At 43.6% G+C, this 14,565-nt stretch carries 10 protein-coding genes; 8 read left to right on the forward strand and 2 right to left on the reverse strand.

What is annotated here, in order from left to right:
• Positions 1–33 precede the first annotated feature (33 nt).
• Positions 34–759 carry a response regulator gene (locus AC2VE5_RS00840; protein WP_486885885.1) on the reverse strand — a complete coding sequence of 242 codons (726 nt, stop codon included), beginning with the start codon at positions 757–759 and terminating at the stop codon, positions 34–36.
• Between the two features lie 275 nt (positions 760–1,034).
• On the opposite strand from AC2VE5_RS00840, the gene AC2VE5_RS00845 reads away from it, so the two are divergent.
• The 8 genes from AC2VE5_RS00845 (at position 1,035) to AC2VE5_RS00880 (ending at position 13,904) form a co-directional block, all read left to right on the forward strand.
• Positions 1,035–2,939: a PAS domain-containing sensor histidine kinase gene (locus tag AC2VE5_RS00845; RefSeq protein WP_486885886.1), complete on the forward strand. Its 1,905-nt coding sequence runs from the start codon at positions 1,035–1,037 to the stop codon at positions 2,937–2,939.
• Positions 2,940–3,100: 161 nt separating this feature from the next.
• Positions 3,101–3,529 (forward strand): response regulator, encoded by a 429-nt coding sequence (locus AC2VE5_RS00850; protein ID WP_486885887.1) that lies wholly within the window; start codon positions 3,101–3,103, stop codon positions 3,527–3,529.
• A 59-nt stretch (positions 3,530–3,588) separates the two neighbouring features.
• On the forward strand, positions 3,589–7,077 hold the full coding sequence (locus AC2VE5_RS00855; protein WP_486885888.1) for a PAS domain S-box protein: 3,489 nt from the start codon (positions 3,589–3,591) through the stop codon (positions 7,075–7,077).
• 92 nt (positions 7,078–7,169) lie between these two features.
• On the forward strand, positions 7,170–8,168 hold the full coding sequence (locus AC2VE5_RS00860) for a chemotaxis protein CheB (protein WP_486885889.1): 999 nt from the start codon (positions 7,170–7,172) through the stop codon (positions 8,166–8,168).
• Positions 8,159–8,818: a chemotaxis protein CheB gene (locus AC2VE5_RS00865; RefSeq protein ID WP_486885890.1), complete on the forward strand. Its 660-nt coding sequence runs from the start codon at positions 8,159–8,161 to the stop codon at positions 8,816–8,818. The genes AC2VE5_RS00860 and AC2VE5_RS00865 overlap by 10 nt, the downstream gene beginning before the upstream one ends.
• A gap of 307 nt (positions 8,819–9,125) precedes the next feature.
• Complete coding sequence (locus AC2VE5_RS00870; RefSeq protein WP_486885903.1) at positions 9,126–10,985, forward strand: CheR family methyltransferase; 1,860 nt, start codon at positions 9,126–9,128, stop codon at positions 10,983–10,985.
• A gap of 145 nt (positions 10,986–11,130) precedes the next feature.
• Positions 11,131–13,338 carry a selenide, water dikinase SelD gene (selD, locus tag AC2VE5_RS00875; protein ID WP_486885891.1) on the forward strand — a complete coding sequence of 736 codons (2,208 nt, stop codon included), beginning with the start codon at positions 11,131–11,133 and terminating at the stop codon, positions 13,336–13,338.
• A gap of 317 nt (positions 13,339–13,655) precedes the next feature.
• Positions 13,656–13,904, forward strand: a complete 249-nt coding sequence (locus tag AC2VE5_RS00880; protein WP_486885892.1) for a hypothetical protein — start codon at positions 13,656–13,658, stop codon at positions 13,902–13,904.
• Positions 13,905–14,069: 165 nt separating this feature from the next.
• On the opposite strand, the gene AC2VE5_RS00885 is transcribed toward AC2VE5_RS00880, so the two are convergent.
• The gene (locus AC2VE5_RS00885; RefSeq protein ID WP_486885893.1) at positions 14,070–14,219 is read right to left on the reverse strand and encodes a hypothetical protein; all 150 of its coding nucleotides are present in this window, start codon (positions 14,217–14,219) and stop codon (positions 14,070–14,072) included.
• Between the last annotated feature and the right edge of the window lie 346 nt (positions 14,220–14,565).

The following is a 14,565-nucleotide window of genomic DNA, read 5'->3' on the forward strand; positions in this document are numbered from 1 at the left end:
TAGAGACGTTGCGGCAGAACGTCTCTACTTAAATTAACCTACCAAGCCCGAACGCAAAGCCCTTACCGCCGCCTGGGTGCGGTCATCAGCACACAATTTATTTAGGATGTTCCTAACATGAGTTTTGACTGTACCGACGGTAATATACAATTTTTCAGCAATTATGGCATTGCTACAACCTTCAACAATTAACTGCAAAACCTCTAATTCCCGTTCTGTTAGCGGGTAAGCAGCAATCATTTGGTCATATTCCGCATCGGCGGCATTAATAGATACAGTTTTGCTGTCAACTACCACGTTTTCCGTACTTCCTTCTGGGGTTTGCTGGGCTTGTTGCAGAACAATCCGGGCGATCGCCGGATCTATCCACGCATTGCCGCCATGGGTGACGCGCAAGGCTTCTAGCAAATTATCAAAACTAATGTCCTTCATGCAGTAAGAGTCTGCTCCGGCAGCAAAAGCTGCTAGTACGGCTTCTTTGTTGTCTCGGAGTGTCAAAATCAAAACCTTAGTTCTTGATTCGTCTGCGGGATCTTGGCTGGCTTTTAATTGCCGTGTTAGCTCAATTCCATCTTTATCGGGTAAGCCAATGTCAACAATGGCAATATCTGGATGTTCTGCTTCTAGCAGTTTTAGCCCGTCACTAGCATTAGCTGCTTCGCCTACCACTTCAATCTCTTGACGCTGTTGCAGCGCGGTTCTAATCCCTACACGGGTGAGATCGTGGTCTTCAATTAATGCAACGCGAATCTTAGTCATTGTCAACGTCCGCCGTTTACTGTGCTTTACTTTAAAACAATTGAATTTATAGAAGGGCTAGAGGAAATCTATCTTCTGTAGCAGCGATCCAACCTATTGGCATTAATCTTATTAGTATTTTAATAATACAAAAAATTATAATTTCCTATAGCTTTTACGAGGATATCACGTCTACTAGATTATCAAGTTTAGGGGATCTCGTCACTGCGCCAAAATAGCAGCAAACAGATGGCACAAAAGTTGTTCAAATTTACTCGGCATAATACATTTTTCTTATGGACTTCAACGAGCTTAGTGAATTAGAGTTATTAAGTTGGGGGGTTGAACGCAGCATACACCCAGAAGATCGCGATCGCCTCTTAGCAACTAGGCGACAAGCTCTTACTCAAAATCAGTTCTATCAAATTATCTATCGTCTCCAAGCAGTCGATGGTAGTTACAATTCGTTTTTGGAACAAGCTATCCCTGTAAAAAAAACTGACAACACTGATAACTGGATAGTAAGTTGTACTCCCCAAAACTTTAATCAGACCCAACCACTGCCCCAAATCCAATATCTCAACTCTATACAACAAAATCCCTTAGCTGTAATTGAGTGGAACCTAAATTTTGAAGTTGTCCAATGGGACAAAGCTGCCGAAGCAATTTTTGGCTACTGTAGCAGTGAAGTCATCGGTCGTCATGGTGCTTTTATCGTTCCCGGTAGTGGATTAGAGCAAGTCAACCGGGTTTGGCAAGAACTGCTGCAACGTCGAGGTGGGACTCGGAGCATTAATGAAAATATTACTAAAGATGGTGCGGGAATTATCTGTGAATGGTACAACCAACCCTTAGTTGATAATCAGGGCAATATATTTGGGGTCACGTCTTTAGTTACAGACATTACCAAACGCCAAAGTGCGATCGCTCAAATTAGCGCTTTCAATGCTCAATTAGAGCAGCGAGTGCGAAGACGTACCGAACAATTAGCTGAAGCTGACCGTCTCAAAGAGGAATTGTCTGCTAAAGAGCAAGCCGCGTGCAGCGAAGCCAAAGCTAGTATGAAGTCGCACTTTGACTCTCTAGAAGCCCTGCGCCAAAGTGAAGAACGCTATCGCTCTTTAGTTATCGCTACTTCGCAAATTGTGTGGACAACCGACGCTGAAGGGCAAGTCATTGATATTCCCCACTGGAGGGATTACACAGGTCAAAGCCAAGCAGAAGTTAAAGGTTGGGGTTGGTTAGCTGCTGTGCATCCAGAGGATCGGGAGCGCACTACTACTGAATGGAACGAGGCAGTAAAAACAAAAAACCTTTATGATACCGAATACCGAATACGCGCTACTGATGGCAGCTATCGTTACTTTGCGGCGCGGGGTGTTCCCGTAATTGCCACCGATGGCACTATCCGCGAGTGGGTGGGGGTGTGTACAGATATTCAAGAACGCAAAACTGTCGAAGCAGCGCTGACGGCTCGTGCCAATGAATTAGCTTACTTGACGACTATTCTTACCCAAACTAATACTGCTTTAGAAAAGCGCAACCAGGAATTAGATCAGTTTGCCTACGTCACTTCTCACGACCTCAAAGCACCTTTACGCGCGATCGCAAATCTTTCCCAATGGATTGAAGAAGATACGGCTGAACTACTAACTGACGAAACTCGCCATCAAATGAACTTGCTACGCGGGCGCGTCCATCGCATGGAAGCTTTGATTAATGGCTTGCTGCAATTTTCCCGGAGCGGGCGCGTGACTTGTGACAAGTCTTCGGTGGCTGTTGGCTCTCTCCTTACAGAAATTGTTGACTCCCTTGCTCCACCTCCCGAATTTAGCGTCGAAATTGCCCCAAATATGCCGACCTTAGTTACAGAAAGATTGCCCCTAGAGCAAGTATTTTCTAACCTGATTGGCAATGCGATCAAGCATCACCCACGCCTTGACGGTAAAGTGCAAATCTCTGGTCAAGACAAGGGTGCAGTTTATGAGTTTACAATTGCTGATGACGGTAGGGGAATTGCTCCAGAGTATCATGACAAAATTTTTGGAATCTTTCAAACTTTAGAAGCCCGCGATCGCAGCGAAAATACTGGAATTGGTTTAGCTATCGTCAAAAAGATTGTGGAAAATCATGGCGGCAAAATAAAAATAGATTCTGTTGAAGGCGATGGAGCCAAGTTTAGTTTTACCTGGGATAAATAACCATGGGAAATGGGGATATTTTCGCAATAATGCTGTGAAGAACTTAAAACCACCTAAAATCTGCCTTTAGATATGTTGGCTTGTCAAAAATATTAACCTGTCTAATGATTGATTACCTGAATTTATTTATCGGCAATAATTAACAATATAATACTCAAATAATGACAGCCAAAATGATTAACATTCTGCTTGTCGAAGATGACGAAGTGGATGTAATGAACGTGCAAAGGGCGTTTAAAAAAAACAACATTACAAATCCACTTTTCTTTGCCTCTAATGGCTTAGAGGCTCTATCTGTATTAAGAGGTAGCAACCAAAAAATAAATATACCCCAAGTTAGAAGAATAATTCTACTAGACTTGAATATGCCAAAAATGAATGGCATAGAATTTCTGCGCGAGCTACGTGCCGACGCACAATTACAATCAATTCCAGTAATTGTTTTAACTACATCAAACGAAGATAAAGATAAAGTAGAAGCCTACAAGCTAAATGTTGCTGGATATATTTTAAAACCAGTAACTTTTTCTAACTTTGTAGAAACTGTAGCAACTATGAATAAATATTGGACTTTAGTTGAAATTCCATAAAGCCTGATAACGAATAATATAAACTGAGCTTATAGCTAAATAGCTAATAGCCGAAAAATATGGAAGAAACTGTCAAAATATTGGTGGTGGATGATGATGAAGTAGACAGAATGGCCGTGAAACGCAGTCTAAAGTCTGCTGGCGTAGCAATGGAGTGGACAGAAGCAACCGAATGCCAGAGCGCGATCGCGATATTACAACAACAAACCTTTGACTGTATTTTCCTCGACTACATCCTCCCCGATGGCAACGGACTTGAGTTAGTGCAGCAAATCCGTTCACTAGGAATTGCTACCCCGATAATTGTCCTCACTGGGCAAGGAGACGAGCGCATTGCTGTAGAAATCATGAAAGCTGGAGCTTTTGACTATCTCCCCAAGTCAAGAATTACCCCAGAAAACTTGTATCAAATCTTACGCCAGGCGGTACGATTGTACCGGGCAGAGCAAGCTGCGATAGTTGCTGGCGATCGTTTAAGAGAAAGCGAAGAACGCTATCGTTTAGTTTTGGAAGGAGCAAACGACGGAATTTGGGATTGGTATTGCTCTACAAACGAAGTTTATTGTAACGATCGCCTGTTAGAAATTATTGGCGAAGTCAGAGAGGAATTTGAGCTAACTCCTCATAACTTAATGGCACGAATGCATCCCGATGACGTGTCAAATATTCGTCAAGCCATTACCAATCACCTCCAATATGGAGAAAAATGCGAAGCGGAGTTTCGCATCCAACATTCATCAGGAGAATACCGTTACTGCGTTGCTAGGGGAAAAGCCCAACGCGATCGCGCTGGTTATCCGTTGCGGATGTCAGGAATTATTAGCGACATCACCGAATCAAAACAACTAGAATCAGCGCTAGAAGCTAGTGAATTGCGCTTTAGACGTTTAGCTGACGCGAATATTATCGGGATTATTGTCACCACCCAAGGCACAATAATTGAAGCCAACGAAGCATTTTTAGCAATGGTGGGCTACAGCCAAGAGGACGTGCGTTTGGGTAGATTGCAGCGGCAAACAATTACCCCACCAGGATACGAAAAAGTAGACGAAATCGCTGCTACTGAGCTACTAACAAAAGGTGTATTTAGTCCCTACGAAAAAGAATACATCCGCGCTAACGGCAGTCGCGTCCCGATATTAATTGGTGGAGCGTTAGTTCAAGGAATTGTCGAAACCGCAATTTGCTTTGTGATTGATTTAAGCGATCGCAAACGCTCCGATGCCAAAATTGGCAAGCTCAATCGAGACTTAGAGCGGCGGGTGAGCGAAATGCAGACCCTACTTGATGTTATTCCCATTGGAATTGCGATCGCTCAAGATCCTCAATGCCAGCATATCCGAGTCAATCCTGCTCTAGCAAAACTTTTAAAGTTACCTGTAGAAGCAAATGTGTCTAAAAGCGTTCCTATCTCCGAGCGCCCAGGTTACAAAGTATACAGTCAAGGCAGAGAACTGGAGATACAGGAATTACCAATGCAGCAAGCCGCTACCAAAGGCATTGATGTCGTCGATAGCGAAATTGAGGCGCTCGTTGCTGAAGGTGAAAAAATTAAGCTATTGGCTAATGCCGTACCGTTATTTGACGAACAAGGCAAAACTAGAGGTAGTGTAGGTGTTTTTTGGGATATCACCGAACGCAAGCGTATTGAAGAACAAGAGCGATTTTTAGCTGAAGCCAGCGCCATACTCGCAACTTCTTTAGACTACAAAACTACCCTCACCAACCTGGCAATGGCGCTTGTCTCTGGGCAAGCTGATTGGTGTACCATCGATGTCCTCGACCAAAATTCAACGCTGCGCCCTGTGGCTTCGACGCACAAAGATAGCTCAAAAATGCCTTGTCTAGAGCAGTTACGGAGTTATCGAGTCAACTTGAAAGCAAAAGTTGGGATATCTCAAGTCATTAAAAGCGGGAAAGCGCAGTTGTACGCCCAAATTAGTCCAGCAATCAAAGAGGCGATTTCTCCTGATGTCGAGCAACGGCAATTGATGGAGAGTTTGGGGTTCAATTCACTCCTGTGCGTACCCTTAAAAGTGCGGGGGCGGACGGTAGGGGCAATTAGCTTAATGAGAGGCAAGGGAGAAAGGTTATACGATTTAGCCGACCTACTATGGGTAGAAGATTTAGCTCGTCGTGCGGCTCTAGCCGTCGATAACGCCCGCCTGTACCAACAAGCCACCGATATTGGGGAAAATCTGCGCCGAGCAATTATTATTTTAGGCGAACAGCAGCAACAGTTAAGAGTATTGCAACGGATTACCAACTTGTTAAACCAACGTTTGACAAACCTGCCTGGATTGTTGCAAGTAATGGTAGGAGCAGTTTGTGACGGCATCGGCGAAGCCGAGTTTGCCGCAATTTCTCTCTACGATCGCCAAAGCCAACAGTTAGAATTGACAGCTACAGTGGGAATTGCGCCAGAGAACTTACATTTATTGTCTGCTCAGGCGGACTTACTAGAGCGAGTATTTGCTACCGGAGCCGCCCAATTAGTTAAAAAAAGCCGAGTAACGCCAGCGCTACCTTCCCACACACCTGCCTCAATTTATGCCGTAGCTATTGAGTCTGCCACATCAGGGAGGCTAGGAGTAATGTTGATTGGGAATTGGCGAAATATTGAAGCTTTTGATGTGGAAGATCGCAACTTATTAGAAGCGGTAGGCGAACAAGCAGCGATCGCTATTAACAATGCTCGGTTAATTAATGCCCTAGAAGAACGAGAAGAACGTCTAGGCTTGCAAAACGATATTTTAGCCCAGCAAAACCGCGAATTAGAATCAACCCACAATCAAATTGCTCAGCAAAACTTACAGCTAATTGAAGCGGCACGGCTAAAATCGCAGTTTTTGGCTACCATGTCTCACGAACTCCGCACGCCTATGAATGCGGTAATTGGCTTTGCCCAAGTACTATTGCGCCAGCGTACCGCTAACCTCACTCCAGCCCAATCTGACATGGTAGAGCGCATTTTAAATAATGGCAAAAATCTTTTAGCTTTGATTAACGACATCCTCGACTTATCTAAAATCGAAGCTGGGCGCTTAGAACTAAAGCTTGATGAATTTGATTTGACGAACTTAATTACCACCACCATCGCCGAACTTCGCCCGCTTGCCGAGCAAAAGCAGCTACCCTTATTACTCCGAACAGAGCTTAACAACCCGATAGTAATCAATGACAGTACGCGAGTACGGCAAGTTTTAGTGAATCTACTTTCCAATGCCATCAAGTTTACAAATGCAGGCAGCGTAGAAGTAAAAGTCAGCGAAAACGCCTCTAACCATGTATTAATTAGCGTCAAAGATACCGGGGTTGGTATAGCTGAGTCAGAATTAGAACATATTTTTGAAGAATTTAGGCAAGTCGATCAAACAAATACCAGACAACACGGCGGTACGGGATTGGGACTTGCTATTACCAAGTCATTAGTTGATATGATGAAAGGCTCAATTGCTGTAGAAAGTAAGTTGGGGCAAGGCTCAATTTTTCATGTTTATTTACCCCGTCAGGTAGAATTTCAACCACCAGTAACTATCCTAAAATAGCTGCCTTTAAAACTATAGATTCGGTTAGGCTAAGTCTATACCAGGGCAAATTAACCAAAACTTATTTTTATTACCAGGAAAAAATTACTAAAATGTCTGGACATGACATTATTGCGATTGGCGCTTCGGCGGGGGGAGTAGAAACTCTCTGCCAATTGGTGGGAGAATTGCCTCCAGACTTAGCAGCAGCAGTTTTTATTGTACTTCACGTTCCCTCCCACGGCAAAAGTATTTTGCCAAAGATTTTGAACCGGGTAATCGAAAAACAGCACGGAGGATTGTCTTCTTTGCAAGCTCGTCATCCCCTAGACGGCGAACTAATCGTGCCAGGGCAAATATACGTTGCTCCCCCCGACAAACATCTATTAATTAAAGACAGTTGTATTCACTTGGCACGAGGTCCGCGCGAAAATAGCCATCGTCCAGCCATAGATCCGCTCTTTCGCACTGCCGCCCGCACTTATGGATCGAGAGTTGTAGGGGTAATACTGTCAGGTTTGCTTGATGATGGTACGGCGGGATTGGCAGCAATCAAACAGTGTGGGGGTGTAGCGATTTCTCAAGATCCAGAAGAAGCATTGTATTCGGGAATGCCGCTTAGTGCGATTGAAAACGTTGCAATAGACTATATCCTCAAAGTCGCAGATATCAGTAAAACCTTAATTCACTTAGCTTCTAAACCTGCCCTAGAGTCAAAAACTCAAGTAACCCAACAAATGAATATGGAAGCCAATGTTGCCGAATTTGACTTAGATACCATGCAAAAAACCAAGCTTCCCGGTACGCCATCGGGTTTTGCGTGTCCTGAATGTCGCGGTGTGTTGTGGGAATTGCACGAAGGCAAGCTAATCCGTTTTCGTTGTCGTACAGGTCATGCTTACTCAATTAATACCTTACTAGCAGAACAAACCGACGCTTTGGAAGTAGCTTTATGGAGTGCATTGAGGGCGCTAGAAGAAAAAGCCGCACTTACCGAGCGCATGGCTGCGCGCGCGCGCGTAGCCGCAGTCAAAATATTTCCGCACAACGCTTTCAAGAGCAAGCCCAAGATAGCCAGCAAAGTGCAACTCTTGTCCGGCAGATGCTGTTAAAAGCCGACACCAGCGAAGAATTGACGGCGGCAAATCCTCAGCCATTAGAACAGCAAAATTTAGAACCTTCCGTCCCTAGCAGCTTATCGCCACCTTTTACAACTGCTAAGCACTTAATCGCGATCGCTTTAGATGCCGATATCAAGGCGCTAAAAGAAATTTTGGCAGCATTAGATGGCTTAGAGGCAGCGATTATTGTCACCCAGCAATCGTACCCCCAAGACTCCGAGCGGTTAGTAGATATACTCAAAAGCTCTACCAGTCTCCACGTCAAACTAGCTGAGGAAGGAGATAGCTTGCAACCAGGTACAGCATACATTGTGCCAAGAAGCCGCCATTTATTAGTCAATCCCGATGGTAGCCTAGCGCTATTGCAGTCCAAGTTGGTTCATTTTGTCAGTCCCTCTACCGATTTACTCTTTGAATCTGTAGCAGCAAGTTTTAGAGAAAAAGCGATCGCTTTAATTCTTGCACCAACAAGTAGTGATGGAATTATGGGTATGCGGGCAATTAGAGAAACCGGAGGCTATGTGATCGTAGCTCAAGGCGAAGAAAATATGCACCAAGAATACCTCAACAACGCCCAAGTTATGCCCATTTCACAAATCGCCCAAACCCTAATTAACTTAGTCAAAAAGTTGAGTAAGTAGTAAGAAGACAAAAATCAAAACCTTTTCGTTTGACAAGTCAAAAACTAAAAACATTTCTCTTGTCTTCCAGTTTCTAAAAATCAAAACCTATACAACTCAGCTTTCCCGAAACTGCCTTACCTACAGATATGAACATTTTGCAGGGGGTTTGGGCGGCATCTTTTCGGGGGAAGAATTCCTCCGAAAAATACCTTGGGAGGTAAGCCGTCCCCCAATGGGGGGTTTGGGGGGCAGACCCCCCATATCCTGGTTTTTCTTACCAAATAAGCACAAAGGCAAAAGCAGCGCCTTAACGGCACAAGCCCCAATGAACAACCCAGAACTAGATCCCGAATTTGAAGCCTTGCTTAACTACATCAAACACAATCGTGGGTTTGACTTCACTGGCTACAAACGCCCCAGCTTAATGCGCCGCGTCCACGTCCGGATGCAAACAGCCGAAATAGAAACCTACAGCGACTATACCGATTACTTAGAAGTACATCCTGAAGAATTTTCCCACCTTTTCAACACAATTTTAATCAATGTCACCTCATTTTTTCGCGATCGCCCAGTTTGGGATTACATAAAAAAAGAGGTTATCCCTCAAATTGTGGCTCGTAAAAGTTTCCCCAAAGATCGCATCCGCGTGTGGAGTGCAGGCTGCGCGTCAGGGCAAGAAGCTTACACTCTGGCAATGGTAATTGCTGAGGTTCTAGGCATTGAGGAGTTCCACCAAAAGGTAAAAATTTACGCCACCAACATCGACGAAGCAGCACTCAGTCAAGCTCGCCTTGCCACCTACAACGCCAAAGAAGTAGAGGGCATCCCCGAACCACTCCTAGAGCGGTACTTCAAGCAAACCTATGGAACTTACACTTTTTGTCCAGATTTGCGCCGCGCAGTTATTTTTGGTCGTCACGACTTGCTGCAAGATCCGCCTATTTCTCGCATCGATTTATTATCTTGCCGCAATACGTTAATGTACTTCAATGCCGAAACTCAGGCAAAAATTATCTCTCGATTTAATTTTGCCCTCAATAACCGCAGCTTTTTATTGTTAGGTAAAGCCGAATTACTCCTCAACCATGTTAATTCTTTCGTCCCCTTAGACTTGAAACAGCGAATATTTACCAAAATTAGCCAAGACGGTAAGAAGGGTGATTTTATGGGTAGCAATGATGACCGAGAGCGCGGAACTAACTACCAAATTAATTACAATCTTTTGCGCGAAGCTGCTTTTGATATTAGTCCCTTTGCTCAAATAGCTGTAGATATTAATGGTTTATTAATTTTAGCCAACGAACAGGCAAGACTATTATTTGGCTTGGACTCTAGAAATATCACTCGCCCTCTGCAAGACTTGGAAATTTCTTATCGTCCAGTAGAATTGCGATCGCATATCGAGCAAGTTGTTAGCACCCATCGGTCAATTTGTCTTAGCAACATTGGTTGGACAACTACTAGCAGCGATTTGCGTTACTTTGACGTGCAAATTACCCCACTTTATGACACCAGTAGAAATTTGGTTGGTGTTAGTATTGTCTTTACCGAAGTTAGTCGTTACAAACAGCTTCAAGAAGAAGTGGAAAGCGCTAACCAAGAGTTGGAGATGGCTTACGAAGCCTTACAGTCTACTAATGAGGAGTTGGAAACAACTAACGAAGAATTGCAATCCTCTAACGAAGAACTGGAGACAACTAACGAAGAATTGCAATCCACTAATGAAGAACTAGAAACAATGAATGAAGAATTGCAATCCTCTAACGAAGAATTGCAAACAATCAACGCCGAATTACGTTTGCGGAGTGAAGAACTCAATCAAGCCAATGGCTTTTTGGAAGTAATTTTTAATAGCTTGCAAGGTGGTGTTGCAGTTTTAAATCGAGATTTTACAGTCCAAATTTGGAATGAAAAGAATGAAGATTTGTGGGGATTGCGGAGTCAAGAAGTGCTAGGGCAGCACTTTATGAATTTGGATATTGCTTTACCCGTCGAGCAGTTGCGTCAGCCAATTCGCAACTGCTTGAATGGAGATAGCAAAATAGTAGAAACAAATTTAACTACAGTCAACCGCCGTGGCAGACCAATTCAATGTAAAGTTACCTGCTCCTCTTTAATAGGTAGATTGGCAGAAGTTCGAGGAGTAATTATTTTGATAGAAGATACAGATGCACTTGAAGCTTAGGAACCGCCGTTTATTCTAGAATTAGCGAAAACAACTCCTAATTTAAGCCTTAGCATAACTGTACGTAGCTAAAGAATTGAGAGTGTAGAAAGAGCAACTTTTACCCGCAGAAATTTTCAAGTAGGAAATCAACTTTCAAACTTCTATGCAGCAAACAAGCGCTCCGATTATTAAAGACTTGGTGCTAATTGGTGGCGGTCACAGTCATGCCATTGTGCTGAGAATGTGGGGGATGAAACCTATTGCCGGAGTGCGCTTAACGCTGATCGCGGAAGCATCCGATACACCTTATTCGGGGATGTTACCCGGTCATATTGCTGGATTCTATACGCAAGAGGAATGTCATATAAACTTGCGGAGTCTTGCCCAGTTTGCTCAAGCACAACTGTATATTGATTCTGTAGTGGGACTAGATTTAGTTAATAAACAAGTATTGTGCGCCCATCGTCCCCCCGTAGCTTTTGACTTACTATCTATAAATATTGGCAGCACTCCTGCAAAAGTAAGTGTACCTGGCGCGGAGCAGTATGCGATCGCAGCAAAACCTGTATCTAAGCTTTTGACTCAATGGCAGCAAATAGTTGAAGATGCGCGCAGTACGCAAAAACCTCTCCGTTTGGGCATTGTTGGCGGTGGTGCGGGGGGTGTGGAATTAGCCCTAGTAATGCAAGGAAATTTGCAACAAACCAATATACAAATCCACTTGTTTCATCAGCAGGCGGAAATTATGCCTCATTATGGTGCTTGGGTGCGTCGTCGTTTGCAAGAAGTTTTGCTTGATAAAGGAATCAATCTACATCTGCAAGAAACTGTTATTGAAGTACAACCAAATAAAGTTAGTTGTAAGTCGGGACTCAAAGTAGAATGCGATCGCATTTTTTGGGTAACTCACGCCTCCGCACCTAGTTGGATTGAAGAAAGCGGACTTGCTACCGATTCGCAAGGCTTTATTCAAGTGAATGACTATTTGCAGTCAATTTCTCATCCCCAGATCTTTGCGGCGGGAGATATTGCCACAATGATCAATTATCTGCGTCCCAAAGCTGGGGGATTTGCCGTTAGACAAGGTAAACCCTTATTTAATAACTTACAAAAAACCTTATTAGCCCAGCATTTACAGCCCTACAAGCCCCAGAAGCAATATTTAAGCTTGATTGGTACAGGCGACGGAAAAGCGATCGCTTCCAGGGGCAATTTTGGCATCGGTGCGTCCCGCTTGCTGTGGACGTGGAAAGATAAAATCGATTGTCAATTTATGAATCGTTTTCACAATTTACCGCAGATGGAACCTGTAGAAACAGCGTCAGAGCCTCACGCAGATATGCGTTGTGCTGGTTGTGGCTCTAAGGTGGGTAGTACGGTTTTAGAGCGCGTTTTGCAGCGCTTGGAAAGAATTGAAACTACCCCAGATATTATTATTGGCTTAGATGCGCCCGATGATGCGGCTGTAGTGCAAGTACCACAAGGTAAGTTAATGGTGCATACTATTGATTATTTTCGCGCACTCGTTAGCGACCCATATATTTTTGGGCAAATTAGCGCCAATCATTGTTTGAGCGATATTTTTGCGATGGGAGCAACTCCTCAAAGTGTTTTAGCGATCGCATCTATCCCTTATGCTGATGAATCTAAAATCGAAGAAACTCTATATCAACTATTATCTGGCGCTCTATTAGTGCTAAATAGAGCGCAAACACCATTAATTGGCGGACACACTACCGCAGGCTTAGAGTTGGGTTTTGGTCTATCTTGTAATGGGTTAGTTAGTCCCAATCAGTTGCTAAAAAAAGCCGGGATGCAACCAGAACAATTATTAATATTAACCAAACCACTAGGCACGGGAACTCTCTTTGCGGCGGATATGCGCCTTTTAGCTAAAAATCGATGGATTGATGGCGCGATTGAATCAATGCTGTTATCAAACCAAGCGGCGGCTAGTTGTTTAATGAAACATGGAGTTACAGCTTGTACCGATGTTACGGGTTTTGGATTGCTTGGACACTTAATAGAAATGGTTAAAGCATCTAATGTTACTGTCGAATTACTTACTGAAGCTATACCAATATTAGAAGGAGCTAGAGAAACAACACAAAAGAAAATATTTAGCTCCTTGCATCCTGAAAACCTTCAATTTTCGCGTTACATCGCTGAGGTAGAAAAAGTAAGCAGTCACGCTAATTATCCATTACTATTCGATCCGCAGACATCTGGCGGCTTATTAGCAGCAATTCCTAGTCATCAAGCTCCAAATTGCATTACTGAACTTCAAGCCTTGGGATACAGTGCAGCTAGAATTATTGGTCGCGTTGTCCAGCAGTCAAAAGGCGATCGGGTGCATTTGATAGTTAAATAAATAGTACAAAGCTTAATAGGATGTCTGAAAAGTCTCTTTGTTAGTAGCAAATATTTAGATCCCCCTAAATCCCCCTTTTTAAGGGGGAGTAATAAATATTTTCCCCCTTTTTTAAGGGGAGGCAATAAAGCGGTGTAGCTTCGCTTCCCGCTTTATTGCCGTGGGCTAGGGGGGATCTCACGAAACCCAAGCTAAAAACCCTACCTTCTCAAACATCCTCTAATAGGCACTAAGCAAAAGTAGCCGCAAATTTATTTAATATAATTAAGTCTATTTTTTATAAATATTTAGTACAACAGTATCAAAAATACGCTTAAATGATTGCTACCCAAATATTTCGCGAAAGATTTGCAAGTAAGAATAAGTTTATTTTTCCTCTGCTTATATGGTTATTTAGCAGACTTGTAATCGTTATTTCAATGTTGCTAATAGCGCCCTTGCTTCCAGCGCCACCAGATGGATTTGTTGCTAGTTTTGGCTGGAATGCTTTTTTTGCCTGGGATAGCGTGTGGTATGAAACAATCGCTACTTCTGGCTATGAATATACCCCTCATTTGTCACTCTGAGTAAGCACAAAATAAACCAAGACTTGAACAAGCGTGTAATGTAAGGCTTTCAAGCTTAATTTCACAACAAATGAACTCACTTAGGTCAACTTTGCCAAATCCTTATTCACAAAAGGTTCCAGAATTTAATCTTCCGAAAGTGACAAAAGAGGGATACAGCAGTTCTCAGTTGGGTGAAACATAGCAACAACAGTGGGTAAACCAGCCAATAATATCTTGGAGTGTCACCGCAGCGAGAGCATCTGTAATAGCTTGGTCTAACTGTGCATAGGTTCGTGCCGCTCGTGACGCAGAAATTCTTTGACTTTTGACCAACAGTTCGAGGGTTGGCGAGAAATCTGGCGCAATTTGGGGACAAATAAATGACTGTTGCGCCTACCGCAACAATAGCTTCTCGAATACAAAGGACTTTATGGGCAGGCAGATTATCAATAACTCGCGCGCGCTCCTGTCCACAGGTTAGGCACTAATATCTGAGTCACATAAGTTTTGAAGGCTAGGGCATCAGTTGCGCCAGGGAATAGTTTTTTCTCCTATCAGTCCTTTTAGTGCCATTGCACCGCTCGGGCGTTACATTTTGTCCGCGCCCGCAAGAAGCGTTGTTATAGGCGCGACGACCGGGCGCGAGAACGGGCATAGCGTCGTGTCATTGCGTTCGTTA

This window comes from Aliterella sp. E5.1 (assembly GCF_057473825.1).

Excerpts from the sequence above, each read along its gene's own strand:
- AC2VE5_RS00840 (WP_486885885.1), bottom strand. The coding sequence starts at position 759 with ATGACTAAGATTCGCGTTGCATTAATTGAAGACCACGATCTCACCCGT.
- AC2VE5_RS00845 (WP_486885886.1), top strand. The coding sequence starts at position 1,035 with ATGGACTTCAACGAGCTTAGTGAATTAGAGTTATTAAGTTGGGGGGTT.
- AC2VE5_RS00850 (WP_486885887.1), top strand. The coding sequence starts at position 3,101 with ATGACAGCCAAAATGATTAACATTCTGCTTGTCGAAGATGACGAAGTG.
- AC2VE5_RS00855 (WP_486885888.1), top strand. The coding sequence starts at position 3,589 with ATGGAAGAAACTGTCAAAATATTGGTGGTGGATGATGATGAAGTAGAC.
- AC2VE5_RS00860 (WP_486885889.1), top strand. The coding sequence starts at position 7,170 with ATGTCTGGACATGACATTATTGCGATTGGCGCTTCGGCGGGGGGAGTA.
- AC2VE5_RS00865 (WP_486885890.1), top strand. The coding sequence starts at position 8,159 with ATGCTGTTAAAAGCCGACACCAGCGAAGAATTGACGGCGGCAAATCCT.
- AC2VE5_RS00870 (WP_486885903.1), top strand. The coding sequence starts at position 9,126 with ATGAACAACCCAGAACTAGATCCCGAATTTGAAGCCTTGCTTAACTAC.
- selD (WP_486885891.1), top strand. The coding sequence starts at position 11,131 with ATGCAGCAAACAAGCGCTCCGATTATTAAAGACTTGGTGCTAATTGGT.
- AC2VE5_RS00880 (WP_486885892.1), top strand. The coding sequence starts at position 13,656 with ATGATTGCTACCCAAATATTTCGCGAAAGATTTGCAAGTAAGAATAAG.